Here is a 24,499-nt window from a genome sequence, read left to right as displayed (position 1 = left end):
ATGATGAACCTCGCCGAATATCGCCGCACCGCCAGTCGCCTTGCCGACTTTCTGCCCTGGGCCGCGCTGGTCGGCTCTGGCGTCGTCTTGAACAAGGACGGCTCGTTCCAGCGCACGGCCAGGTTTCGCGGTCCCGATTTGGATTCCGCCGTTGCGGCCGAGCTGGTCGCCGTCGCCGGTCGCATCAACAACGCCTTCCGCCGTCTCGGATCGGGCTGGGCGATTTTCGTCGAGGCGCAGCGCAGCGAGGCCGCGACCTATCCCGACAGCACCTTTCCCGATCCCGCGTCGGCCTTGCTCGACGCCGAGCGCAAGGCCGCGTTCGAGGAAGCCGGCGCGCATTTCGTGTCGGGCTATTTCCTGACCTTCCTCTACATGCCGCCGGCCGAGGAAGCCGCCCGCGCCGAAACCTGGCTCTATGAAGGCCGCGAGCAATCGGGCGTCGATCCCTATGAAATGCTGCGCGGTTTCATCGACCGCACCGACCGCGTGCTCGCATTGCTCGACGGCTTCATGCCGTCCTGCCGGTGGCTCGACGACAGCGAAACGCTGACCTACCTCCATTCCACCGTCTCGACCAACCGGCATCGCGTCCGCGTTCCCGAAACGCCGATCTATCTCGACGCGCTGCTCGCCGACCAGCCGTTGACCGGCGGGCTGGAGCCGCGCGTTGGCGACCAGCATCTCCGCGTCCTGACCGTCACCGGCTTTCCCACCGCGACAACGCCCGGCCTGCTCGACGACTTGAACCGGCTCGCCTTCCCGTATCGCTGGAGCACGCGCGCGGTCCTGCTCGACAAGACCGACGCGACGAAGCTGCTCACCAGGATCAGGCGGCAATGGTTCGCGAAGCGCAAAAGCATCGCCGCGATCTTGAAAGAGGTGATGACCAACGAGGCATCCGTTCTCGTCGATACGGACGCCGCCAACAAGGCCGCCGACGCCGACATGGCCTTGCAGGAGCTTGGGGCCGATGTCGCCGGCATGGCCTACGTCACCGCCACCATCACCGTATGGGACGCGGACCCCAGGATTGCCGACGAGAAATTGCGGCTGGCCGAAAAGGTCATCCAGGGCCGCGACTTCACCGCCATGGTGGAGACGGTCAACGCGGTTGACGCATGGCTCGGCAGCTTGCCCGGCCACGCCTACGCGAACGTCCGGCAGCCGCCCATCAGCACTTTGAATCTCGCCCACATGATCCCGCTTTCAGCGGTGTGGGCGGGGCCGGAACGGGACGAGCATTTCGGTGCGCCCCCTCTGCTTTATGCAAAGACCGAAGGCTCCACCCCGTTCCGGTTTTCCCTTCACGTCGGCGATGTCGGCCATACGCTCGTCGTCGGCCCCACAGGCGCGGGTAAGTCCGTCTTGCTCGCACTTATGGCGCTCCAGTTCCGGCGCTACGACCGCAGCCAAGTCTTCGCCTTCGATTTCGGCGGCAGCATCCGCGCCGCGTCGCTCGCAATGGGCGGCGACTGGCACGACCTGGGCGGCGGCCTGACCGAAGGTTCCGACGCTTCCGTATCGCTCCAGCCGCTCGCCCGCATTCACGACACCTATGAACGCGCCTGGGCCGCCGACTGGATCGTGGCCATCCTCATGCGCGAAGGCATGACGATCACGCCGGAGGTGAAGGAACATATCTGGACGGCGCTGACCTCGCTTGCCTCCGCGCCAATCGGGGAACGCACCATCACCGGCCTCGCGGTGCTGCTGCAATCCAACGACCTCAAACAAGCCCTTCGGCCGTATTGCGTCGGCGGTCCCTATGGCCGGCTGCTCGATGCCGAAGCCGAACATCTCGGCTCGGCCGACGTGCAGGCGTTCGAGATCGAGGGGCTTGTCGGCACGGGAGCCGCGCCCGCCGTTCTGGCCTACCTGTTTCACCGCATCGGCGACAGGTTGGACGGGCGGCCGACGCTGCTCATCATCGACGAGGGTTGGCTTGCGCTCGACGATGAAGGCTTTGCCGGCCAGCTCCGCGAGTGGCTTAAAACGCTGCGCAAGAAGAACGCCAGCGTCATCTTCGCCACGCAAAGCCTGTCCGACATCGACGGCAGCAACATTGCGCCCGCGATCATCGAGAGCTGCCCGACGCGGCTGCTTTTGCCGAACGAGCGGGCCATCGAGCCGCAGATCACCGCCATCTATCGGCGCTTCGGCCTCAATGACCGCCAGATAGAGTTGATCGCCCGCGCTACGCCGAAGCGGGACTACTACTGCCAGTCGCGGCGCGGCAATCGCCTGTTCGAGCTGGGCCTGTCCGAAATCGGCCTCGCGCTCTGCGCCGCATCCGCCAAATCCGATCAAACGCTCATTGCGCAGATCGTCGCCGAACACGGCCGCGACGGCTTTCTCGCGGCCTGGCTCACGACCCGCGATGTCGGCTGGGCCGTCGATCTTCTTCCGAACTTCCCGACGCTGATCCCCCAAACCGAAAAGGAGTCCCAACCATGACCATTCGTCTTTTCCGCTCGCGCGCCATCGTCATGGCCGCAACGATGCTCGCCGCACCGCTGGCCGTTTCGTCCATGCTGGCAACGCCGGCACATGCGCAATTCGGAAGGATCGTCTTCGACCCGTCGAACTATGCGCAAAACATCCTCACGGCCGCGCGCACGCTGGAGCAGATTAATCATCAGATCACCTCGCTCCAGAACGAAGCGACCATGTTGATGAACCAGGCGCGCAATCTGGCGAGCCTGCCGTTCTCGTCGCTCCAGCAGCTTCAACAGAACGTCCAGCGCACGCAGCAGCTTTTGAGCCAGGCGCAGAACATCGCCTTCGACGTGCAGCGCATCGACCAGGCGTTCCAGCAGCAATACGGCAACGTGTCGATGTCGGCGACGGATCAGCAGCTCGTCGCCAACGCTCGCACGCGCTGGCAGAACACCGTAGGCGGCTTGCAGGACGCCATGCGCATTCAGGCCGGCGTCGTCGGCAACATCGACAGCAACCGCACGCAGATGTCGGAGCTGGTCGGCCAGAGCCAGAACGCGACCGGCGCGCTCCAGGCGACGCAAGCCGGCAACCAGCTTCTAGCCCTCCAGTCGCAGCAGCTTTCCGACCTTGTTGCGTTGCTCGCAGCCAACGGCCGGGCGGGCGCGCTGACCGAGGCCGAACGCGCAGCGGCAGCAGAACAGGGGCGCGAGCAGCGCCGCCGCTTCCTCACGCCCGGCAACGGCTACCAGCCCGGCAGCGCGCAAATGTTCAACAACGGCAATTGAGGGCGCGGCCATGGACGGCAAGATGCTGGCCCGGCTGGGCGCAATCGTATTCGTGGCCATCGCCATCACGGCGACAGCCATCGAAATGACCCGCAAGGAAGACGCGCCGGCATCACCGCCGCGTCTTCTCCAGCCCGAACGCGACCCGCTGCGCGAAGGGCAGCGCCGGTGCCAGCAGCTTGGCCAGCAGGCCGCCGACGACGCGGAATGCCTGCGTGTATGGGCCGAAACCCGTGACCGCTTTCTCGGCCGGACACGCGCGCCGGCCGCACCGGAAGGGCGGTGACGCATGGGCGGCGCAGGCGTCATCGACAATTTTCTCGGCACCTTCACGCAATACATCGACTCTGGCTTCGGCCTGTTGGGTGGCGAGGTGGCGTTCATCGCCACCACGCTCATCGTCATCGACGTGACGCTCGCGGCGCTGTTCTGGAGCTGGAGTGCGGACGACGACATCATTGCGCGGCTGGTGAAGAAGACGCTGTTCGTCGGCGTCTTCGCATATCTCATCGGCAACTGGAACAACCTCGCGAAGATCATCTTCGACAGCTTTGCCGGCCTGGGCCTGAAAGCATCCGGCACGGGTTTCACCGCGCAGGATTTGATGCGGCCCGGCAAGGTGGCGCAAACCGGCCTCGACGCCGCGCGTCCGCTGCTCGATTCCATTTCCGACTTGATGGGCTGGATCGCGTTCTTCGAGAACTTCATCCAGATCGCGTGCCTGCTGTTCGCCTGGGCGCTCGTCATCCTCGCCTTCTTCATTTTGGCGATCCAGCTTTTCGTGACGCTGATCGAGTTCAAATTGAGCACGTTGGCAGGCTTCGTGCTGATCCCGTTCGGCCTGTTCGGCAAGACCGCCTTCATGGCCGAGCGCGTGCTTGGCAATGTGATTTCCAGCGGCATCAAAGTGCTGGTGCTCGCCGTCATCGTCGGCATCGGCTCGACGCTGTTTTCGCAATTCACGCAAGGCTTCGGCGGTCAGACCCCGAGCATCGACGACGCCATGGCCATCGTGCTCGCGGCGCTTTCGCTCGTCGGGCTGGGCATCTTCGGACCCGGCATCGCTTCCGGCCTTGTCAGCGGCGGCCCGCAGCTCGGCGCGGGTGCGGCGGTCGGCACCGGCCTTGCCGTTGGGGGCGCGGCGCTGGCCGCAGGCGGTGCAGCCGGGCTTGCCGCAAAGGGAGGCGCTGCCGCCGTGCGCGGAGGCGCGACCGCAGCCGGCGCAGCATCCGCCGCCTATAGCCTTGGCTCGCTCGGCCAGTCCGGCGCGGCGGGCGTCGCGTCCGGCCTGGGCGGCGTGGCGCGGGCGGCAGGCAGCACAGCCACATCGCCGCTGCGCCGCGCGGCGGCAAGCGTCAAATCCAGCTTTTCCGATGGCGTGAAAGCCGGGTTCGGCGCGACCGGCGGCACATCCTCCATGGGATCGGCCGGCAGCACGTCCGCATCCGCGCCGGCCGCTGGCACATCGCCCGGTTGGGCGCAGCGGATGCGCCAATCCGGCCACACCGGCCATGCCGTCCAGACGGCCGCACACGCCGTCCGCTCTGGCGACAGCCACGCCTCTGGTTCTTCCGTCAACCTCTCTGAAAGCGACCGCACATGAGCATCTTCAAGCGACCCGCCGTGCATTATGGCAAGACCCCACAACCCGAAACGCCCTATCAGCGCGCCGCGCAGGTTTGGGACGAGCGCATAGGCTCGGCCCGCGTGCAGGCGAAGAATTGGCGCTACATGGCCTTCGGCAGCTTAATCCTTTCGGCCGGCTTCGCCGCCGCGCTTGTCTGGCAATCGGCGCGCGGGACCGTCGTGCCCTGGGTGGTCCAAGTTGATCGGCTCGGCCAGGCGCAGGCCGTCGCGCCGGCCACGGCCGACTATCGCCCGACCGATCCGCAAGTGGCATGGCACCTGGGGCGCTTTATCGAACAGGTCAGGAGCATCCCCGCCGATCCCATCATCGTCCGCCAGAACTGGCTACGCGCTTACGAGTGGACGACCGACAGGGGCGCGGCAGCGCTCAACGACTATGCCCGCGCCAACGACCCGTTCACCAAAGTCGGAAAGCAACAAGTCGCGGTCGAGGTGTCGAGCGTTATTCGCGCCTCGCCGGATTCCTTCCGCGTCGCCTGGACCGAACGCCACTACGAATCCGGCCAGCTTTCAACAACCGAGCGATGGACCGCGATCCTGACCATCGCAATCCAGCCGCCGCGCGATACCGAACGGCTGCGCGCAAATCCGTTGGGAATCTACGTCAATGCAATTTCGTGGTCGCGGGAGATGAGCCAATGAGGACGATCATCCGCACTTCGGCGATTCCCGCCGTCCTGCTTTCCGCAACCATGCTTGCCGGCTGCGCGACCTACAAACCGCCGCAGATCAGCTACGATGCGAGCGTGCCGCCGCTACCTGCCGTGCCCGCGGCCGTCACCGACGACCGGCCGCGGCCGATCCATATCCCGCCCGCCTGGACCGTCGCACGCGGCGGCACCGCCGCCGGCACACCGACCGCGCGCGTCGAGAACGCCAATGCCGCCGCCCGCGTGCAGCCGCGCCGCGAGGGCTATTACAACTCCATCCAGATTTACCCGTGGAGCGACGGCGCGCTCTATCAGGTCTATGCCGCGCCGGGCCAGATCACGAACATCGCCCTGGAGCCAGGCGAAAGCCTGACCGGCGCGGGGCCGATAGCGGCCGGCGACACGGCACGCTGGATTATCGGCGATACGGAATCCGGTTCGGGCGTCACGCGCCGCGTCCATATCCTCGTGAAACCAAGCCGGCCGGACATCACCACCAACCTTGTCGTGACGACCGACCGGCGCGTTTACATGCTCGAGCTGCGCTCGGGCGAGAAACCCTATATGCCGGCCGTCGCTTGGGCCTATCCGCAGCAGCCGGCCGGACAGCGGCAGGCGGTGCCGACCACGCCGGTCATCCCAGCCGTCGCCGCGCGCAACTATCGCTATGGACTGACGGGCGACAATCCAGCTTGGAAGCCCGTCGCCGTCTATGACGACGGCAGGCGCGTCTATGTCGAGTTTCCGCGCGGCATCGTTCAAGGCGAAATGCCGCCGATCTTCGTGCTCGGCGCGGACGGCGAGGCGCAGATCGTCAACAGCCGCATCCATCAACACATCCTGATCGTGGACCGCCTGTTCGGCGCGGCCGAGCTGCGCCTTGGCAGCGGCGACCGCCAACAGACCGTCAGGATTGTCCGCACGGACGGGAGGCCATCGTCATGAGTGAGAATGACACCAATACCGCCGCACCGATGCGGCTTCGCGCGGAAGCCCCGCGCGTCACCCGCCTGTCCCGCAAGGTGCTTGCCAGCGTGGCGGCCGTCGCCCTGGTCGGCGTCGGCGGTGCGCTGATCTACGCGCTCCAGACCCGCGACGGCGGCACGGGCGGCGAAGAACTGTTTTCGACCAACAACCGCCAGCCTGCCGATGGGCTTGCCGGCCTGCCGCGCGACTATACCGGCCCGGTCCTGGGGCCGCCGCTGCCGGGCGACCTCGGCAGACCCATCTTGGACGCGCAGAACAGGGGCCAGCCAGTCGTGCCGCCGACGATCACTACGCCGCCCGTGGATCGCGCCGAGGAACGCCGGCTAGCCGAGGAAGAAGCCGCGCGCGTCAGCCGCGTCTTTTTCCAGACCGAGGCGCGCACAGGAATCCCGGCCGCAACGCCGGGCGGCGCGACCACACCGGGACTTCCCGGCCTCGACCTTGCCGGCCTGACAGGGCAGCCCGGCCAGCAGACCGCGCAGGACAAGCAGCTTGCTTTCCTCAATGCGCCTGTCGATCGCCGCACCACGTCATCGGATCGCGTCATGGCTCCAGCCTCGCCCTTCGTGCTCCAGGCCGGGGCCGTGATCCCGGCTGCGCTCATTACCGGCATCCGTTCCGATCTTCCGGGGCAGATCACCGCCCAGGTGACGCAGCACATCTATGACAGCCCGACCGGCAGCCTGCTCCTGATCCCGCAGGGGACGCGGATCATCGGGCAGTATGACAATAGCGTTCAATTCGGCCAGCGCCGTGTGCTGCTCGTCTGGAATCGGCTGATCCTCCCCAATGGTCACTCTATCGTTCTGGAGCGCCAGCCGGGCGCGGATAGTCAGGGCTACGCCGGTCTTGAGGATGGCGTCGATTATCATTGGTGGGATTTGGCGAAGGCCGCCGGCTTGTCCACGCTGCTCGCGGTCGGCACGGAGCTGGCCGTCAGCGACGAGGACCGCCTTGTGCGCGCCACCCGCGACGGAGCGCAGGACACCATCAACGACGCCGGCCAGCAGATCATCCGCCGCCAGTTGCAGGTTGCGCCGACGCTCACGATCAGGCCGGGCTTCCCCGTCCGCGTCATCGTCACCCGCGACCTTGTGCTCGAGCCCTACAGGAATTGACCATGAGCAAGCTGAAACTCGGCACGTTGCCCGACGACAAGCCCGTTAAGGTGTCACGCGAATTGCCCGCGACACTCTTTCGAGATTTGCAACTTTATGGACGCTTGTTGGCAGGGGCAGGACAGCCGCCGATAGAGCCTGAAAAGCTAATTGTGCCGATGCTGGAACGCTTCCTCGCCACGGATCGAGAGTTTCAGAAGGCCCGCCGCGCGGCCAGCTAACCTAGTTGGCGGCACCCGACAGCAGGGGTGCCGCCAGCGCGTGAGCGCAAATGCGGCACGCTACAGGCCGCCGATCCCCCTCCATGCTTCGCCTAATTCCGGGGCTTCCAGCCACCCGGAATCCAGCAACGAACCACGGAGGATTCCATGTGCGCGAGACGCCGCCATACCCAAAGGGGCCGCCCACGACAGCCGGCTCCGCAGACGCTTCCCGATGACCTTTACGACTATGACGACGATCCCGCGCCGCGCATCAGCCCGCCGCGCGGAAGCCCGCCCGATGCCTTCGACGTGGAGAAGCTGCCCGTCATCGACGACTGGCCGGAGAAAGTGCCGATCACCGAGGCAGAGATTCAGGTGTTCGAGCGATGGTTTGCCGATGTCTTCGACGAGATGTTCGGCCCACTTCCACCCCTGGCAGGATTGACAAGGTTATCCTCATCTGATAACAAAAAGCCATGAGCGAGGATCGTGATCCGAACCTCGACACGCTTCTGGACCTCGACGGCCAGGTGCTCGTTGTCGATCCCGAGGGCGGCCATTGGGTGAAGTTCATCGTCACCCGCGTTCCGGCATCGCCGGAGAAGCCGCACGGCCTCGATTACTCGCTCACGCTTCACGGGCCTTCGGGCGAACGGTTGGTCGGCTTCTACAACGCCCATCCAGTCGGCCGAGGCAGGCGCGGCGATCCGATGGACCATCGGCACCGCCTCCAGACAGTGAAGCCCTACGCCTACGAGGATGCGGCCACGCTGCTGGCCGACTTCTGGCAGGCGGTGGACGCGGTGTTGAAGGAGCGAGGCGTAACATGACCACATTGAAAGTCGGGATTGCCGGCTACGAAGAAATGAAGGCCCGCACCATGCGGATTGCCAAGGGCGAGGAAAAGCCCGCGCCCGGCGATCCGAAGGTGTGGTTCACATCAATGGAATCCTTCGCCAAGGTGCTGTCGGCGGGCAATCGCGAATTGCTGCGCGTCATCGACCAGCAAGCGCCGGGTTCGCTGGAGGAACTGGCCGAGATCACCGGCCGGGCCAAGTCCAACCTGTCCCGCACTCTGAAACGGATGGCCAGTTACGGCCTTGTCCGCATGGAGAAGGGCGAAGGCCGCAAGCTCACGCCCAGGGTCATCCACGACCGAGTAGAACTAGACTTGCCGCTGACCGAGCGCGCAGGGCCGCGCAAGGCGGCAGGAGGCCGGCAATGAACGTCCATAGTCCCACCGTCCACAATCCCAACGTCACGCTGCGCGCCGCCCTCTATCTGCGCGTCTCCACCACTCGGCAGGCCGAGCATGACGTGTCGATCCCCGACCAGAAGCGCCAGGGCGAAGCCTATTGCGAGGCGCGCGGCTATCAGCTTGTCGAAACATTCGTGGAGCCGGGCAACAGCGCGACCAACGACCGCCGCCCGGAGTTCCAGCGGATGATAGAGGCTGCCACCGCCAAGCCGGCATCGTTCGATGTCGTCGTGGTTCACAGCTTCTCACGCTTCTTCCGCGACGAATTTGAAATGGAGTTCTATTACCGCAAGCTGGCGAAGAACGGCGTGAAGCTGGTTTCGATCACGCAGGAGCTTGGCGATGATCCGATCCACGACATGATGCGGCGGATCATGTCGCTATTCGACGAATACCAGTCCAAGGAGAACGCCAAGCACGTCCTGCGCGCCTTGAAGGAGAACGCCCGGCAAGGCTTCTGGAACGGCTCGCTGCCGCCCATCGGCTACCGCGTCGTCGCGGCCGAGCAGCGCGGCGCGAAGGTCAAGAAGAAGCTGGAAATCGACCCGCTGCACGCCGAGACGATCCGGCTCATCTATCGCCTTGCGCTGGAGGGTGAAGGTTCATCCGGCCAGATGGGCGTGAAGGCCATCGTCAAATATCTCAATGGCAAGGGCATCTTCACGCGCGACGGCGGGCGCTGGGGCATCGGTCAGGTTCACCGCATCCTGACCCGGCGCACCTATATCGGCGAGCATCGGTTCAATCGCCGTTCCAACAAGGGAGAGGTGAAGCCCGAAGACGAGGTTATCACCGTTCAGGTGCCGGCGCTTATCGAGCGGGAGACGTTCGACGCGGTGCAGAAGCTTTTGCAGGCCCGTAATCCCAAGACCGAGTTGCCCGCGCGCGTCGTGATCGGGCCGACGCTGCTAACCGGCATCTGCTATTGCGGCAATTGCGGAGGCGCGATGACCATTCGCACCGGCAAGGGTGGCCGCTATCGCTACTATGCGTGCTCGATCAAGGCGCGTCAGGGCGAAACCGGCTGCAAGGGCCGCGCGATCCCGATGGATAAGCTCGACCGAATGGTGGTCGGGCATATCGAGGAACGCTTGCTCGATGCCGACCGGCTGGAGGACTTGCTTGGCACCGTGCTCGGCCGTCGCGACGATCAGGCCGAGCGTCGCCGGCACCACATCGCCGAACTGGAGCGGCGCGCGACCGAATCGGAATTGCGCCTCAAGCGCCTCTACGACGCCATCGAGGCGGGCGTCGCCGATCTTGACGACCCGGCGCTCAAGGAACGCATCGCCGGCCTCAAGGTCATCCGCGATCAGGCCAGGGCCGACGCCGACCGGGCGCAAGCCTTGCTCGACAGCCCCGGCCACAGCGCCATCACCCCGACCATGATCCGGGGATTTGCGCGTCGCGCACGCGAACGCATCCGGGGCAGCGAGGGCGGCTATCGGCGGGATCATCTGCGCTCACTGGCGCAGCGTGTCGAGGTCGCCGACGACGCAATTCGCATCATGGGATCGAAGACGGAGCTGCTAAGGACGCTTATTGCTGGCCAAGTGCGGCAATCGGCGGTGGCTGGCGTGCCCAGAGGGGTTCCAAAGTGGCGGAGAGAGAGGGATTCGAACCCTCGAGAAGCTTTTGACCTCTACTCCCTTAGCAGGGGAGCGCCTTCGACCACTCGGCCATCTCTCCACATCGCGCCTTCTAAGGCTTTCCAGCAATTTGGCAAGAGACTATCTTGCAGTTATATGCAGCTAAATACAAAACAGTGCGAAAATATGCACAAGGGCACAGGGGAAAATCAGGGGAAACATTTCGGCCCATAAACTGGCGATAGACATGCCATTCAGCTTTCATTCAGCCATGTTCTTCAAAAAAAGCGGCTGAAACTGGAGATATAAAATGGATAGACGTCTTGTTCTGATTGGTCTGGCCGGAGCCGCAGCCCTGATTTCCGGCTGTCAAAAGGAAACTGAAGCCGCCCTGCCCTCACCTGGCATTTGTGACAAGGAGGCTCTTGAAAAACTGGTCGGACGCGACAGCATTTCTGATGATGAGGCCATGCGGCTGACAGGCGCAACATCTGTCCGGCAAATCAAGCCCGGCAGCCCCGTCACCATGGATTACCGGCAAGAGCGCGTCACGATCGTGACAGACCCTCAGACAGGAAAGATCACCCGCGCCATATGTGGTTGACGACCCTTGACCCTGACCAGCAAGCCGGGCTTACCTGTGGGTCGTTAAAAAAACAGGTAAGCCATGCTCATTTATCCGCCTTTCACACCCGTTATCGCTGCTTTGCCGGTTACGGTTCCCTTTGTCGGACCAGAAGCACAAGAGCGCAAAAGCGGTGCAAAATTTCGCGCCCGCATGGGCGCCAATGAAAACGGTTTTGGCCCTTCGCCGCGCGTGATTGAGCAGATGGTGAAAGCGGCTCCCGACATGTGGATGTATGGCGACCCCGATAATCATGATTTGAGAACGGCCATTGCCCGCCATCACGGCGTCTCGATCAAAAACATTGTCATCGGTGAAGGCATTGACGGGCTGCTTGGCCTGCTGACGCATATGTACGTCGAACCCGGCGCCACTGTCGTGACCTCGCTTGGCGCCTATCCCACTTTCAATTTCCATGTTGCAGGTGCAGGCGGCAGGCTGGTGTCTGTTCCTTATGAAAACAACCACGAAAACCTTGAAGGTCTTCTGGAGGCGGTGCGCCGTGAAGCGCCTCAAATAGTCTATCTAGCCAATCCCGATAATCCGATGGGAAGCTGGTGGGAGGCGCAAGATATCAACCGCTTCATCGAAGCGCTGCCGCAAACCACCATGTTCATTCTCGATGAAGCCTATTGCGATCTTGGCCCGGCAACCATCCTGCCCGCTATGGATATTGCGCGCCCCAATCTCATACGGATGCGCACCTTTTCCAAAGCCTACGGGCTTGCCGGTATTCGCTGTGGCTATGCGATTGGGGAGGAAAGCGTCATTGCCGCCTTTGAGAAAGTGCGCAACCATTATGGCGTCAACCGCATGGCGCAGATTGCGGCACAGACGGCGCTGGAAGATCAGGACTATCTGGATATGGTTGTGCGCAAGGTGAAAGCAGGGCGCGACCGCATTGCCGCCATCGCCGCGGAAAATGGCTTGCAGCCCCAGCCCTCCGCCACGAATTTTGTCACCGTCGATTGCGGCAAGGACGGCGCATTTGCACTGAACCTTCTCAATGCCCTGCTGGCGCGTGGCCTGTTCATCCGCAAGCCCATGGCGCCCGGACTGGATCACTGCATTCGCATCAGCGTCGGGCTGGAGCACGAAATTGATGCGCTGGCTGAAGAAATGCCCGGAGCACTGGAGGTTGCCCGGGCATTATAAATGCCTGTCTCCCGAGACTTGAGAACCTGTTTCAGGAAACAGGCTTTAGTGCATCGTCATCCATTCACGGGCTTCACGCAAAGCACGTGCCAGATCGGTCTTTGACATGCCGACCGAGATTTCCGAGCGCAGTTGTGCAGCGCGGGCCGAGCCTTTGATTGCGGCGATATTGAACCATTTATGCGCACAAACCAGATCGGCCTCACAATCACGGCCCGTTGCATACATCATGCCCAGTTCGACAAACATGTCTGCCTGAGCCGTTGTCCCTAAAGCGCCAAAGCCAGCTTCGTGCATTTCAAAACGTGCCATTTCAAACCCCTGTCCCTGTTGCCGGGCGCCTCATTCATGAACACCGAGAGGCTGCTTTCCGATGTTTTTGAGAATGAAGCAGGAGCTTGAATTCGCCGTAAAAAGACGTGCTTAATTTGAAGAAAACAAAGCTAAAACAAGTGGTAAACGTCCATTGTTTGTTAAGGATGAAAAGCCCGGAAACCCCGGGCTTTCTGTTTGAATTTTACGAAAATTTCATCTCTGGAAATCAACCTTTCGCTAACCACGCCAACGCATTGGCCGGGTAATGATCAGGTGCGGGCCGTCTGGCCAAACAGGATTTTCTGAGCTTGCTTGTCCTCAGAAAGGTTGCGGCGATGGTCCTGCCCCACCTCGACAGCCCTTTGCACGGCCGGGCGTGCGGCAATCTTCTCAAACCAGCGCTTGAGGTTGGGAAAGCTTTCCAGATCCTGCCCCTGATTGTGGTAAGAGCGCACCCACGGAAACGCCGCCATATCGGCAATCGAATAGTCACCGGCCAAAAAATCCCGCTCACCAAGGCGCTTGTTCATCACGCCATAAAGCCGGTTGACCTCATTGGTATAGCGCTCAATGGCGTAGGGCACCTGTTCTGGCGCATATTGGCGGAAATGATGCGCCTGACCTGCCATCGGCCCAAGGCCGCCCATCTGCCAGAACAGCCATTCCTCCACCTGTGTGCGCTGGCGCTCATCTGCGGGATAGAATTTGCCAAATTTGCGCCCGAGATATTGCAAGATAGCGCCTGATTCAAACACCGAGATGGCCTGCCCGCCCGGCCCTTCAGGATCGACAATGGCGGGCATGCGGTTGTTTGGTGCAATCTTTAAAAAGGATGGCTCGAACTGGTCGCCGCGCCCGATATTCACATAATGCACCACATAGGGAATGCCCGTTTCCTCAAAAAAGATCGTGATCTTGTGCCCATTGGGAGTGGGCCAGTAATACAGATCAACAGGGGCCGTCTGGGTCGTCATTGCGCAATCTCCGTCAATTTCAGCAGCAAAACCTAAAGTCAGAACTCTAACATCTGAAAGCAACAGGCAGCCATAGTTAACCGGCTTTAAGACTCTTGAACCCTGGATGAACGGCGCTCTCAGAAAGGGTTCAGAGACAAAATGTGATCCTCAAACCGAGATTGAGGACAAACAACATGCTTATGCGCCGCTTCACCATCATCTGCCTGTTGACCACGCTGTTTGGCATCGGTTTTGCCATGATCGTTGCCGAAGCCGGCCGTCAGCCGCGCCAGTGGGACGAAATGCGCGCCATTCATTGCGTATTCGGCTGTGCCGGTCCGCAGCAACGCTGATCAGGGACAGGAAACAATCATGAGCATCATGACCCAAAACAGCCGCAGTTTTCTGCACATCCTGCCGCGCGCAATGCTGATCCTGACAATGCTGACGGCTCCCGTGCTTGCCGTTCCTGTTCTGCGCGCCGATACCGGCCAGACTATTGAAGCGCCTGCCCTGAAAAAGAAGGGTATCGGTTTTGTGCTGCTGGTCAGTCTTCAGCGGAGCTAGGATCAGGACCTCGCACAAATGCGGCCAAAACAGCAACTTAGAGCATTTCACTCGTTTCCACCGCGACAAAAAATGCTCTATCATGGGCCATGAAAAATCGAATCTATCCACAAGCCATCGAAACCGTCATCTCACCGGAGCCGGTTGCACCGCAAAGCTTTCATGACCCGGTCGAGGCGGTTGGGGCATTGCGCCACATCTATGAGCGCAATACAAAATTCCTGCGCGAGTCTTTTGCCGCCCTCGCCAATGGCAGTGATACCAACAAGCGCTACCGTGCATTTTACCCGCAAGTGAGCGTCACCACGACATCTTTCACCCAAGTGGAAGCATGGCAAGCCTATGGCCACATGCCCATGCCCGGCCATTTTGCTTCAACAATCACCCGCCCGGACCTGTATGAAGCCTATCTTACCGAGCAGTTTCGTCTCATCATCCGCAATCACGGCGTGCCGGTAACCGTGGAGGAATCAACAACGCCCATTCCTCTGCATTTTGCCTTCCCCGAAGGCGCTACGGTCGAAAACTCTGCTGCGCAGCATATTCAACGCCCCATACGTGACCTATTTGATGCTCCTGATCTCAACAGTATTGACGACCATATCGCCAATGGCACCTTTGAGGCAGGCCCGAGAGAAACACGTCCGCTTGGCCTGTTTACCGCACAACGCGCCGATTATTCGCTCTACCGGCTGCCCCATTATACGGCGACCAGCCCGGAACACTTCCAGAATTTTGTCTTGTTTACCAATTACCAGTTTTACATCGATGAATTCATTGCCCATGCCCGCAAGCTGATGGCGCAAGGCGGTGGCGGCTATACGGATTTTGTCGAGCCGGGCAATCTCATCACCCGTGCCGGTGAAGATCGCAGCCCTGATCCGATACTGGCGCGTCTGCCGCAAATGCCCGCCTATCATCTGAAAAAGCCGGGCCATGGCGGCATCACCATGATCAATATCGGCGTTGGCCCTTCCAATGCCAAAACCATCACCGATCATGTTGCCGTTCTGCGGCCCCATGCGTGGGTCATGCTTGGCCATTGTGCAGGACTTCGCAACACGCAGGCATTGGGCGATTATGTTCTGGCCCATGCCTATATGCGCGAGGACCATGTTCTCGACGATGACCTGCCCGTGTGGATACCGCTGCCTGCACTGGCGGAAATTCAGGTGGCCCTGCAGGAAGCCGTTGCCGAAGTGACCGGGCTTTCAGGCTATGAACTCAAGCGCATCATGCGCACCGGCACCGTTGCCACCATCGACAATCGCAACTGGGAATTGCGCGACCAGCGCGGCCCGGTCAAGCGCCTGTCACAATCGCGCGCCATTGCCCTTGATATGGAATCAGCCACCATTGCCGCCAATGGCTTCCGTTTCCGGGTTCCTTATGGAACCTTGCTATGTGTTTCCGACAAGCCTTTGCATGGCGAATTGAAACTGCCGGGCATGGCCAGTGAATTTTATCAGCGGCAGGTGGCCCAGCATTTGAGCATCGGCATCAGAACCATGGAAAAACTGGCTGAAATGCCGATGGAGCGGCTGCATTCGCGCAAGCTGCGCAGCTTTACCGAAACCGCATTTCAGTAGATCACAGGGTCGCAGCAATCCTGTTTTTGATCATTCTCCGTTGACCAGCCCCAGAACAAGACGGTGCATATTGGCGCCCGAAGCCATTTCCTGACGGTCAAAATCGCGGCTGCGCTGGCGCTGGCGCATGGAGGCGGCCCCCAGCGGGGCCTGAATATGCTGCCTGACCTTTTGACAGCCCGGATCATCGGGGGCCGCCACCCCGATAGTGTTGGCCTCGATCTCGGCCACCATCTCTTTCATGTGAACACCATGAACCTGTTCATGGCGCTTGATACCTTCGAGAAAAACGTCCCAGCGCCTTTTTGTTTCAGGCGGCAATGACCCTGTCGGTTTTGGCAGCGTATAGGTGATGATCAGACGCGGGATTGCAGAAACCAGCTTGCAGGAACCGTCTCCTTGCGGCTGGTAATTTCTGCGCCATGTCAGCTTGAAGGTGGTGTGGGCAATAGCGCGCCCGACGCTACTTTTTGGCCCCCGCTCCCCGATCGAGCGATAAAGCTCAATCCCGCTCTGGCCTGAAATCGCATAGGTTTCGACCCGCTCGATGAACTCGCCAGCAGCCAAAGCCTGCGAGGAAAACATCATGACAAGAAGGACGGCCACGCCCCAAAAAGCTGTTACGGTCGCCTTCAAGTGATTTTCCCAGTACAGAATTATGTTTTATGCCTGAAGTTTACAAAACTTCTTATTCTTCATCAATGCGCCGTAATCGGGGCCACAAGCATCACCCATGACAAGCATGACCCGCCTTCTTCTTGCCAGCCTGTTCGGCTCCTCATTAGCGCTGCTGCTGGGTTTTTTTAACAGCCTGCACCCGACCTTTGATTCATTTGCTCATTTTCGTGTGCATCTGGCCCTGCTGACCATCATGCTCAGCCTCATCCTTTTTCCCATGGGCCAGCGCATTGTGGCGCTCAGCGCATTGGTATTTGCGCTAGGCTGCCTGTCTTCTGTCACGCAGGTCATGCGCCTTCCCTCAAGCCTTGCCACCAGCATTTTTCCTCAACAGAAGACAGATCGCGCCACCTATCGTCTGCTGGAAATCAATCTGCGCTATAACAATCCAACCCCGGAAAAAGTTCTGTCACTGATTGGCCAGGTGCAACCGGATGTGCTCACGCTCATGGAAGCCAGCCCACTCTGGACACAAAAGCTGAATATATTGAGAAGCGCTTATCCGCACCGTATCGGTTGCCATGGCCGCAATCCTCGTTTCGGCGTGGTCATTTTATCGCGTCGGCCCTTTTCCGATGACAGACCAGCCGATTGCAATCTGATGGTCAGCTTTGCCCTTGCGCCTGTGGATTTTGGCGGCACTATCGTAAATGTTGGCGCCGTTCATCTGGGCTGGCCATGGCCTTTCAATCAGGCCCAACAGGTCAGCGAGCTTGAAAATATGCTTCAAACCCTTGATGGAAAAAACACCATCATCGCCGGTGATCTCAACGCCACCCCATGGAGTGTTACTGCCGCCAGAATAGCAGCAGCAGGCGGGCTTGCGCTTGTACCTTCACCCGGACCGACATGGATTTATCACCGCCTACCCGCCAGCCTGCTGTTTTTTGGCCTGCCGATCGACAATGTGTTTGCCAGCAGCAATATCATGGTTCATTCCATCGAGCGGCTGCAAGCCGTCGGCTCCGATCACGTGCCTGTTCTGGTCAAGTTTTCGATAGAAAACATTTCCAAAGCGCCAGACGGTGAAACAGAAAGCACCACCGTCTGGTTGCAATAATTTTCCGAAGCCGAGATTACGGGCCGCCCGAATATTACATATTCGGGTAAACCGGCCCTTCGCCCGCCTTTTACTTACGGGGGTCCGTGCGGGCCGCCCGAATACTACATATTCGGGTAAACCGGCCCTTCGCCCCCTTGTGGCGGCACCCAGTTGATATTCTGGTTCGGGTCCTTGATATCGCATGTCTTGCAATGAACGCAGTTTTGCGCGTTGATCACAAACCGCACATTTTTCGCCTCAGGATCAGCAGCAGCATTGCCATCCTCATCAACCCATTCATAGACACCAGCCGGGCAATAGCGCGTCGAAGGTCCGGCAAAAACATCGTGCTCGGAACGGATCTGCAACGCCATATCCTTGACCTGAAGATGAATCGGCTGGTCCTCTTCATGATTGGTGTTGGACAAGAACACCGACGACAGGCGATCAAAAGTCAGCACGCCATCCGGCTTGGGATAATCGATTTTTTTGTGCTTTGAAGCTGGTTCCAGTGAAGCCGCATCGGTCTTGCCATGTTTGAGCGTGCCAAACAGCGAAAAGCCAAACAGGGTGTTCATCCACATGTCCAGCCCGCCAGCACCAACACCCGCCAGCGTGCCAAATCTTGACCAGAGCGGCTTGACGTTGCGAACCCGCTTCAGATCCTTGCCGATGTCAGAACCGCGCCATGCCTGCTCATAGCCGATGAGATCGTCATTGCTGCGCCCCGCAGCAATAGCCTCCGCCACATGCTCAGCCGCCATCATGCCCGACAGCACCGCATTGTGAGACCCCTTGATGCGCGGCACATTGACCAGCCCGGCCGAACAGCCCATCAGCACGCCGCCCGGGAATGACAGTTTTGGCACCGACTGCCAGCCGCCTTCGGTGATGGCGCGCGCGCCATAGCTCAGGCGCTTGGCTCCTTCAAAAGTGTCGCTGATCGCCGGATGCGTCTTGAAACGCTGGAATTCCTCGAAGGGCGACAGATAAGGGTTTTTATAATTCAGGTGAACGACGAAGCCGACCGCAACCAGATTGTCCTCCAGATGATAGAGGAACGAGCCGCCACCGGTCTTGCGGTCGAGCGGCCAGCCAAAAGAGTGCTGCACAAGGCCCTGCTTGTGCTTTTCAGGTTTGACCTGCCACAATTCTTTAAGGCCAATGCCAAATTTTCCGGGCTGACGACCGGCAGAAAGATCGTATTTTTCAATAAGCTGCTTGGCAAGCGAACCACGCACACCCTCGCCGATCAGCACATATTTGCCCATCAAGGCCATGCCCGGCGCAAAATTGGGCCCGTGCGTTCCATCACGCTCAACGCCCATATCGCCCGTGACGACGCCGTTTACGGCGCCTTCCTCATTATAAAGCAACCCGGCAGCGGCAAAACCCGGATAGATTTCAACACCAAGCTCTTCCGCCTTCACCGCCAGCCAACGGCAGACATTGCCAAGCGAGACAATGTAATTGCCGTGATTGTTCATCAAGGGTGGCATGGCGAAATTTGGCAGGCGCACCGACCCGGCAGGGCCAAGCAGCAGAAAATGATCATCTGTGACCTGCGTCTTGAACGGATGGGTTGCATCCTCGCGCCAATCAGGCAGCAGCCGGTCAATACCAATCGGGTCGACAACGGCGCCAGACAAAATATGAGCGCCAACTTCGCCGCCCTTTTCCAGAACGACAACGGAAAGCTCGGGATCGACCTGCTTAAGACGGATCGCAGCCGCCAGACCAGCAGGACCGGCTCCGACAATCACCACGTCGAATTCCATGCTTTCGCGTTCTATATCGCTCATCGTTGCCTCCGCATTACCTTACTGGATCATTTCTTGTTTCCACGGAAACGGGCGAAATGATCCAGGCTCTTGTTTCACCGCATTGTTGCGACGTCAGATGATTCCGTCTGTACTCACAAAATGCTCTAATGCTTTAAAGCGTGTCGCAATCTTTCAGATTCACGCGACCCGCTTTAAATTATTGTTATTACGCATGTCTTCACCCCGAAACTGGTACCCAGTTCGGGAGACAGGCTTTAGCCGTTTTACGGCTCCCCTTGCGCTCCATAGCCTATCCATCTGCGACGGGAAACCGGCAGATACAGCTACCGCGACATTTTTTCCCGCAGAACCGGATTATACCCTCCTTGGACAGGCATATTCTTTCGTTTCCCTTGAAAAAGACAGTCGATATGCCGATTGTGCGGATATGAACACGAGCAGCCCTGCCCCCATTCCCGATCTCCACGCACTTTTAGCCTTTTATGCTGAGGCTGGTGTGGATGAGGCGCTCAATGATGTTCCGATCAATCATTTTGAAAAACCTTCGCCGCCAATTCCAGCCAAACATGTTCAGCCCCGGCGCAATATGCCCTTGCCGCCGATGGCACCGCAACCTGCCCGCCCCACAACACAGCCAGTTGCGGTGCCTGATGGTCAGCAGGTTGCACTTGCCCAAAAACTTGCCGCAAATGCTGCAACGCTGGAAGAACTGCGCGAACACATGATGCAATTTAACGGTTGCAATCTGAAGGCGACAGCCAAGAATCTGGTGTTTGCTGATGGCAATCCGCAAGCAGGGCTCATGATTATTGGCGAAGCGCCTGGCCGTGACGAGGATATGGAAGGCAAGCCTTTTGTCGGACGCGCCGGGCAATTTCTGGATCAGATTCTGGCCGCGATCGGTCTCGACCGCAGTCAGGTCTATATGGCCAATGTCATTCCATGGCGGCCGCCGGGAAACCGCGAACCCACACCGCAGGAAACCGAAATCTGCCGCCCCTTCATCGAGCGTCAGATTGAACTGGTTGCGCCCAAGGTACTGGTTCACCTCGGCGGGGTCTCCGCCAAAACCCTGCTCAACACCACAGAAGGCATTTTACGGCTGCGCGGCAACTGGCACGTCTATAATGGCCTGTCCGGCGTGGACATTCCGGCCATGCCCACGCTGCATCCAGCCTATCTGCTGCGTGCCCCGGCACATAAGCGACTGGCCTGGCGCGACTTTCTGGAAATAAAGATGAAATTGCGCGCCCTTTCCTGATAGAGGCTTGGGCGTTTTACCCTTGTGGCGGTGTAAGCTTGCGCACTGATACCCGGTTCAGCCCAAGCTGGTGTTCACGGAAGATGATGAACAGGCCTGCGGCCACCACAATCGCCCCTCCGGCCAACATGTAGATGCTTGGCAGATCGCTGAAAACCACATAGCCGATAATGATGGCAAGAATAATCGAGGTATACTCAAAAGGGGCCACCACCGAAATTTCGGCATGACGATAGGCAGCGGTCATGAACAGCTGGGCTATCCCGCCAAAAACCCCGCAAGCGACAAGCATGATGATCTGCAAGGCGCTGATCGCCTCCCAGCCGAATGGATATGTGCCAAGCGAGATGACGCTGGCCATGAGGGAAAACCACAGCACAATGGTGGTGGTACGCTCGCTGGCAACCAGATGGCGGACAAGTATGGCCGCAACAGCAGATGTCATCGTCCCTGCCAGGGCGGCCATTACGCCAACAAGTTGCGGGTCTTCCATGCTCACACCAGAGCGCAGAAGTGTCAGTTCGGGCCAGGAGATGATGATGACCCCCACGAACCCGATTACCACAGCACCCCATCTATACAGGCGAACCGGCTCACCAAGAAATAATGAACTGAACACCACCACCATGAGCGGCTGCGCATAATTCAGCGTAATGGCATCCGCCAGCGGCAGGCGCGCCAGTGCAGTAAACATAAGGCTCATGGAACACACGCCGATGAACCCTCGCGCCAGATGGCCCAAGGGGCGCTTGGTGGCGAAAGCCATGCCCAGTTCTCTTTTCCAGCCCAGAAACAGAAAAATAGGGACCATGGCAAAGAAAGAACGGAAGAAAACCACCTGCCCGGCCGGCAATGCGCCAACCCCCTTGATCAGGGCAGACATAACGACAAACAACACAACCGAAATAACTTTCAGGCTGATGGCCATCAACGGCCTGCCGGAATGTTCAAACTGTGGCTTTTCCAATTTTTTTGCATCCCCAGGCGGCATGAAATCTGATTCTGCGCCGGGCTTCCTGCCACAGCCCTCTATCATGTAAAGAACCCGGGCTGGATTGTCTTGGGCCAAAGTCACGACTTCGCCTCTCCATGGAGCATCTCTTGTTTCTTTGGAAACAGATGAAATACTCCCGGGGCCAAAACCCGTTAATTTGTTCAAAGGCATCCGGGTCAGGGAAGGAATACAAAGTAAATGCACGAAAACAGCAGTCAGGTGGTCAGGCTTGAAGATTACCGTCCAAGCGACTTTCTCATCCTGCAAACCCGCCTCACCTTCCGGCTGGCGCCAGATGGTGCGACCGTTCGTGCAGAACTGATGTTTGAGCGCCGCGACGGGGTGGAGGCTGACACGCCGCTTATACTCGATGGTGACGGGCTGACGCTGAAGCGGGTCGAACTCAAAGGGGCCGGTAAAATGGCTTATGAGGCCTCACCAGATCAGCTTGTCCTGACCGGCCTGCCGCATGAAAAGCACTTCCAGATGCTGATTGAAACCGAACTGGACCCGGACAGCAACAAGGCGCTGATGGGCCTTTACCGCTCTAACGGCGTCTATTGCACCCAATGTGAACCGGAAGGCTTTCGCCGCATCACCTATTTTCTCGATCGGCCAGATATTCTTTCAACCTATCATGTGCGCATCGAAGCCCCGAAGGCAACGAACCCGCTTCTGCTTTCCAATGGCAACCGGATCGCCAATGGTACGCTCGACAATAGCTGGCACTTTGCCGAATGGCACGATCCCCACCCCAAGCCTTCCTATCTGTTTGCACTGGTGGCAGGCGATCTTGGCTGCCTGCGCGATAGTTTTACCACCATGAGCGGGCGCGAAGTGGAACTGGCCATCCATGTCGAACATGGCAAGGAAAAGCTTGGCCTTTATGCCATGGATGCGCTCAAGCGCTCGATGAAATGGGACGAGGAAGAATTCGGGCGCGAATATGATCTCGACATCTTCAACATTGTGGCCGTTTCCGATTTCAACATGGGCGCGATGGAGAACAAGGGCCTCAATATCTTCAATGACAAATATGTGCTGGCCGATGAGGCAACCGCAACCGATAGTGATTTTGCCAATATCGAGGCCATTATTGCCCATGAATATTTCCACAATTGGACAGGCAACAGAATCACTTGCCGCGACTGGTTCCAGCTTTGCCTGAAGGAGGGGCTGACTGTTTACCGCGACCATGAGTTTTGTGCCGACCAGCGCTCACGTGGTGTCAAGCGCATCAGCGAGGTGCGGGCCTTGCGCGCCCTTCAGTTTCCTGAAGATCAGGGGCCGCTGGCCCACCCCGTACGCCCGCGCCGCTACCGCGAGATCAACAATTTCTACACCGCAACCATCTATGAAAAAGGCTCGGAAATCGTGCGCATGCTGCGCACCATTCTGGGTGCGGAAACTTTTCGCGCCGGCATGGACCTGTATTTTAAACGCCATGACGGCCAGGCCTGCACCATTGAGGATTTTTTGAAAGTCTTTGAGGATGTCTCGGGCCGCGACCTTTCGCAATTCAGCCTCTGGTACAACCAGTCGGGAACGCCCAACCTTGCCCTGAGCGAAAGCTATGCGCCAGGCACCCTCACCCTCGACATCGAGCAATCCATATCGCCCACGCCTGCCGAAAATCACAAGCGGCCCATGCATATCCCGCTCGCCTTCGGCCTGATTGGCCATGATGGCAAAGAACTGGATTTTCTCACCGCCGAAGGTGCTGTCGTTGAAAACGGCCTCATTCATTTGCAGGAACGCCACCACAGGATAAGCCTTCACGGCATAAAGGAACGGCCGGTCCTGTCACTCAATCGCGGTTTTTCAGCACCCGTCACGCTGACCATCGAGCAGGAGCCGCAAGACCTGATTTTCCTTGCTGGCCATGACAGCGACCCCTTCGCCCGCTGGCAGGCTTTCCACACCTTGCTCAGTGAAGCGCTGATGGCAGCCTACCGGCTTGTCCTTGGCGGCAAACAAGTGGAATTCCAACAGGATATTGTTTTTCTTGCAGGTAAGATTGCAACAGATGAAAGCCTTGAACCAGCCTATAGGGCGCTGGCCCTGACATTGCCTTCCGAAACCGACATTGCCCGTGACATTGGCAATGATATCGACCCGGACGCCATCTTCAACGCCCGCAATGCGCTGGCTGTACAGATTGCAAAAGCCAATCGTGAAGCATTTTCCCAAACCTATGCCGGGCTTCATGATGATGCACCTTTCAGCCCTGACGCTGACAGTGCCGGACGGCGCGCTTTGCGCAACACGATGCTGGGCTATCTTGCCCGTCTTGACGATGGCCTCTTTCTTGCACAGCGCCACACAAAAACCGCCACTAATATGACCGACCTGATTGCCGGGTTAGGCACGCTGGTGCACGAATATGGAGCAACGACACAGACGCAAGCAGCCCTTGACGACTATGCACAACGTTACGCTACAACACCGCTTGCACTGGACAAATGGTTTCAGGTTCAGGCGACTGCACCCGGCCCGCAGGCTCTTGAAACCATATCTGTGCTGATGAAACATCCTGCCTTTCACATCGACAATCCCAACCGGGTCCGGGCACTGCTTGGCGCATTTTCCACCGGCAATCAGACAGGCTTTCACCGGGCAGACGGGGCTGCCTATGCCTTTTTTGCCCAGGCCCTGCTTGCCATAGACAAAGACAATCCGCAGCTTTCCGCCCGTCTTGCCACCGCTTTTCGTTCATGGCGCGCGCTGGGACCAATGCGGCAGGAAAAGGCCCGTCAGGCCCTGCTTGTCATGGTCGAGGCAAGCGCTGTTTCGGTCGATCTGCGCGACATTGTGGAGCGCACCATAGGCTGAAGGGGCACCCTCCAAACCATCT

24 protein-coding genes, 1 tRNA gene and 1 pseudogene are annotated in these 24,499 nt (G+C 59.6%); 20 read left to right on the top strand and 6 right to left on the bottom strand.

The window, feature by feature from the left end:
* The 12 genes and pseudogenes from trbE to ACFPLB_RS05320 all read left to right on the top strand — a co-directional run.
* The gene (gene trbE, locus ACFPLB_RS05375) at window positions 1-2,457 is read left to right on the top strand and encodes a conjugal transfer protein TrbE (protein WP_378228317.1); all 2,457 of its coding nucleotides are present in this window, start codon (window positions 1-3) and stop codon (window positions 2,455-2,457) included.
* Complete coding sequence (gene trbJ, locus ACFPLB_RS05370) at window positions 2,454-3,227, top strand: P-type conjugative transfer protein TrbJ (protein WP_378228316.1); 774 nt, start codon at window positions 2,454-2,456, stop codon at window positions 3,225-3,227. Before trbE ends, trbJ begins: the two co-directional genes overlap by 4 nt.
* 10 nt (window positions 3,228-3,237) lie before the next feature.
* Window positions 3,238-3,513, top strand: coding sequence for a putative entry exclusion protein TrbK-alt (gene trbK-alt / locus ACFPLB_RS05365; RefSeq protein ID WP_003052351.1), 276 nt, complete (start codon window positions 3,238-3,240; stop codon window positions 3,511-3,513).
* Window positions 3,514-3,516: 3 nt separating this feature from the next.
* Window positions 3,517-4,830 carry a P-type conjugative transfer protein TrbL gene (trbL, locus tag ACFPLB_RS05360; protein WP_378228315.1) on the top strand — a complete coding sequence of 438 codons (1,314 nt, stop codon included), beginning with the start codon at window positions 3,517-3,519 and terminating at the stop codon, window positions 4,828-4,830.
* Window positions 4,827-5,516 carry a conjugal transfer protein TrbF gene (gene trbF / locus ACFPLB_RS05355; RefSeq protein ID WP_003052357.1) on the top strand — a complete coding sequence of 230 codons (690 nt, stop codon included), beginning with the start codon at window positions 4,827-4,829 and terminating at the stop codon, window positions 5,514-5,516. Before trbL ends, trbF begins: the two co-directional genes overlap by 4 nt.
* Complete coding sequence (gene trbG, locus ACFPLB_RS05350) at window positions 5,513-6,469, top strand: P-type conjugative transfer protein TrbG (RefSeq protein WP_378228314.1); 957 nt, start codon at window positions 5,513-5,515, stop codon at window positions 6,467-6,469. Before trbF ends, trbG begins: the two co-directional genes overlap by 4 nt.
* Window positions 6,466-7,629 carry a TraB/TrbI/VirB10 family type IV secretion system protein gene (locus ACFPLB_RS05345; RefSeq protein ID WP_378228313.1) on the top strand — a complete coding sequence of 388 codons (1,164 nt, stop codon included), beginning with the start codon at window positions 6,466-6,468 and terminating at the stop codon, window positions 7,627-7,629. The genes trbG and ACFPLB_RS05345 overlap by 4 nt, the downstream gene beginning before the upstream one ends.
* Window positions 7,630-7,631: 2 nt before the next feature.
* A complete protein-coding gene (locus ACFPLB_RS05340) occupies window positions 7,632-7,850 on the top strand; it encodes a DUF2274 domain-containing protein (protein ID WP_030540344.1) in 219 nt (72 codons plus the stop codon).
* 147 nt (window positions 7,851-7,997) lie between these two features.
* Window positions 7,998-8,312, top strand: coding sequence for a hypothetical protein (locus ACFPLB_RS05335; RefSeq protein ID WP_378228312.1), 315 nt, complete (start codon window positions 7,998-8,000; stop codon window positions 8,310-8,312).
* A complete protein-coding gene (locus ACFPLB_RS05330; RefSeq protein WP_378228311.1) occupies window positions 8,309-8,662 on the top strand; it encodes a toxin-antitoxin system TumE family protein in 354 nt (117 codons plus the stop codon). Before ACFPLB_RS05335 ends, ACFPLB_RS05330 begins: the two co-directional genes overlap by 4 nt.
* The gene (locus ACFPLB_RS05325; protein ID WP_003052372.1) at window positions 8,659-9,057 is read left to right on the top strand and encodes an HVO_A0114 family putative DNA-binding protein; all 399 of its coding nucleotides are present in this window, start codon (window positions 8,659-8,661) and stop codon (window positions 9,055-9,057) included. The genes ACFPLB_RS05330 and ACFPLB_RS05325 overlap by 4 nt, the downstream gene beginning before the upstream one ends.
* Window positions 9,054-10,718, top strand: a pseudogene (locus ACFPLB_RS05320) (recombinase family protein); the annotation flags it as partial. The gene ACFPLB_RS05325 and the pseudogene ACFPLB_RS05320, both read left to right, overlap by 4 nt.
* Here the strand turns inward: ACFPLB_RS05320 and ACFPLB_RS05315 are convergent.
* Window positions 10,689-10,779 (bottom strand) — tRNA-Ser (locus tag ACFPLB_RS05315). The pseudogene ACFPLB_RS05320 and the gene ACFPLB_RS05315 overlap by 30 nt on opposite strands.
* 210 nt (window positions 10,780-10,989) lie before the next feature.
* On the opposite strand from ACFPLB_RS05315, the gene ACFPLB_RS05310 reads away from it, so the two are divergent.
* Window positions 10,990-11,283: an I78 family peptidase inhibitor gene (locus ACFPLB_RS05310; RefSeq protein ID WP_378228310.1), complete on the top strand. Its 294-nt coding sequence runs from the start codon at window positions 10,990-10,992 to the stop codon at window positions 11,281-11,283.
* A 63-nt stretch (window positions 11,284-11,346) separates the two neighbouring features.
* Window positions 11,347-12,459 (top strand): pyridoxal phosphate-dependent aminotransferase, encoded by a 1,113-nt coding sequence (locus ACFPLB_RS05305; RefSeq protein WP_378228309.1) that lies wholly within the window; start codon window positions 11,347-11,349, stop codon window positions 12,457-12,459.
* Window positions 12,460-12,504: 45 nt separating this feature from the next.
* On the opposite strand, the gene ACFPLB_RS05300 is transcribed toward ACFPLB_RS05305, so the two are convergent.
* Window positions 12,505-12,771 (bottom strand): sel1 repeat family protein, encoded by a 267-nt coding sequence (locus tag ACFPLB_RS05300; protein ID WP_378228308.1) that lies wholly within the window; start codon window positions 12,769-12,771, stop codon window positions 12,505-12,507.
* Window positions 12,772-13,043: 272 nt separating this feature from the next.
* Window positions 13,044-13,748: a glutathione binding-like protein gene (locus ACFPLB_RS05295; RefSeq protein WP_378228307.1), complete on the bottom strand. Its 705-nt coding sequence runs from the start codon at window positions 13,746-13,748 to the stop codon at window positions 13,044-13,046.
* Window positions 13,749-13,924: 176 nt separating this feature from the next.
* On the opposite strand from ACFPLB_RS05295, the gene ACFPLB_RS05290 reads away from it, so the two are divergent.
* The 3 genes from ACFPLB_RS05290 to ACFPLB_RS05280 all read left to right on the top strand — a co-directional run bounded on the left by ACFPLB_RS05290 (window position 13,925) and on the right by ACFPLB_RS05280 (window position 15,886).
* On the top strand, window positions 13,925-14,083 hold the full coding sequence (locus ACFPLB_RS05290; RefSeq protein WP_378228306.1) for a hypothetical protein: 159 nt from the start codon (window positions 13,925-13,927) through the stop codon (window positions 14,081-14,083).
* A 19-nt stretch (window positions 14,084-14,102) separates the two neighbouring features.
* Window positions 14,103-14,297 carry a hypothetical protein gene (locus ACFPLB_RS05285; RefSeq protein WP_378228305.1) on the top strand — a complete coding sequence of 65 codons (195 nt, stop codon included), beginning with the start codon at window positions 14,103-14,105 and terminating at the stop codon, window positions 14,295-14,297.
* Between the two features lie 89 nt (window positions 14,298-14,386).
* Window positions 14,387-15,886 (top strand): AMP nucleosidase, encoded by a 1,500-nt coding sequence (locus ACFPLB_RS05280; RefSeq protein WP_378228304.1) that lies wholly within the window; start codon window positions 14,387-14,389, stop codon window positions 15,884-15,886.
* Between the two features lie 30 nt (window positions 15,887-15,916).
* Here the strand turns inward: ACFPLB_RS05280 and ACFPLB_RS05275 are convergent, their stop codons facing one another.
* Window positions 15,917-16,522 (bottom strand): DUF922 domain-containing Zn-dependent protease, encoded by a 606-nt coding sequence (locus ACFPLB_RS05275; RefSeq protein WP_378228303.1) that lies wholly within the window; start codon window positions 16,520-16,522, stop codon window positions 15,917-15,919.
* Window positions 16,523-16,628: 106 nt separating this feature from the next.
* Here ACFPLB_RS05275 and ACFPLB_RS05270 point away from each other — a divergent pair, with 106 nt between their 5' ends.
* Window positions 16,629-17,624: an endonuclease/exonuclease/phosphatase family protein gene (locus ACFPLB_RS05270; RefSeq protein WP_378228302.1), complete on the top strand. Its 996-nt coding sequence runs from the start codon at window positions 16,629-16,631 to the stop codon at window positions 17,622-17,624.
* A gap of 104 nt (window positions 17,625-17,728) precedes the next feature.
* Here ACFPLB_RS05270 and ACFPLB_RS05265 read toward each other — a convergent pair whose 3' ends face one another.
* Window positions 17,729-19,408 (bottom strand): electron transfer flavoprotein-ubiquinone oxidoreductase, encoded by a 1,680-nt coding sequence (locus ACFPLB_RS05265; protein ID WP_378228301.1) that lies wholly within the window; start codon window positions 19,406-19,408, stop codon window positions 17,729-17,731.
* 409 nt (window positions 19,409-19,817) lie between these two features.
* Here ACFPLB_RS05265 and ACFPLB_RS05260 point away from each other — a divergent pair, with 409 nt between their 5' ends.
* A complete protein-coding gene (locus ACFPLB_RS05260; RefSeq protein WP_378228300.1) occupies window positions 19,818-20,651 on the top strand; it encodes a uracil-DNA glycosylase in 834 nt (277 codons plus the stop codon).
* 16 nt (window positions 20,652-20,667) lie between these two features.
* Here the strand turns inward: ACFPLB_RS05260 and ACFPLB_RS05255 are convergent, their stop codons facing one another.
* Window positions 20,668-21,579 carry a DMT family transporter gene (locus ACFPLB_RS05255; RefSeq protein ID WP_378228299.1) on the bottom strand — a complete coding sequence of 304 codons (912 nt, stop codon included), beginning with the start codon at window positions 21,577-21,579 and terminating at the stop codon, window positions 20,668-20,670.
* 264 nt (window positions 21,580-21,843) lie between these two features.
* Here ACFPLB_RS05255 and pepN point away from each other — a divergent pair, with 264 nt between their 5' ends.
* Window positions 21,844-24,477 carry an aminopeptidase N gene (gene pepN / locus ACFPLB_RS05250; protein WP_378228298.1) on the top strand — a complete coding sequence of 878 codons (2,634 nt, stop codon included), beginning with the start codon at window positions 21,844-21,846 and terminating at the stop codon, window positions 24,475-24,477.
* Window positions 24,478-24,499 lie beyond the last annotated feature (22 nt).

The sequence above is a fragment of the Aquamicrobium segne genome, assembly GCF_042656785.1.
Lineage (GTDB): Bacteria > Pseudomonadota > Alphaproteobacteria > Rhizobiales > Rhizobiaceae > Mesorhizobium > Mesorhizobium segne.
This window is presented reverse-complemented; position numbering and strand designations above follow the sequence as displayed.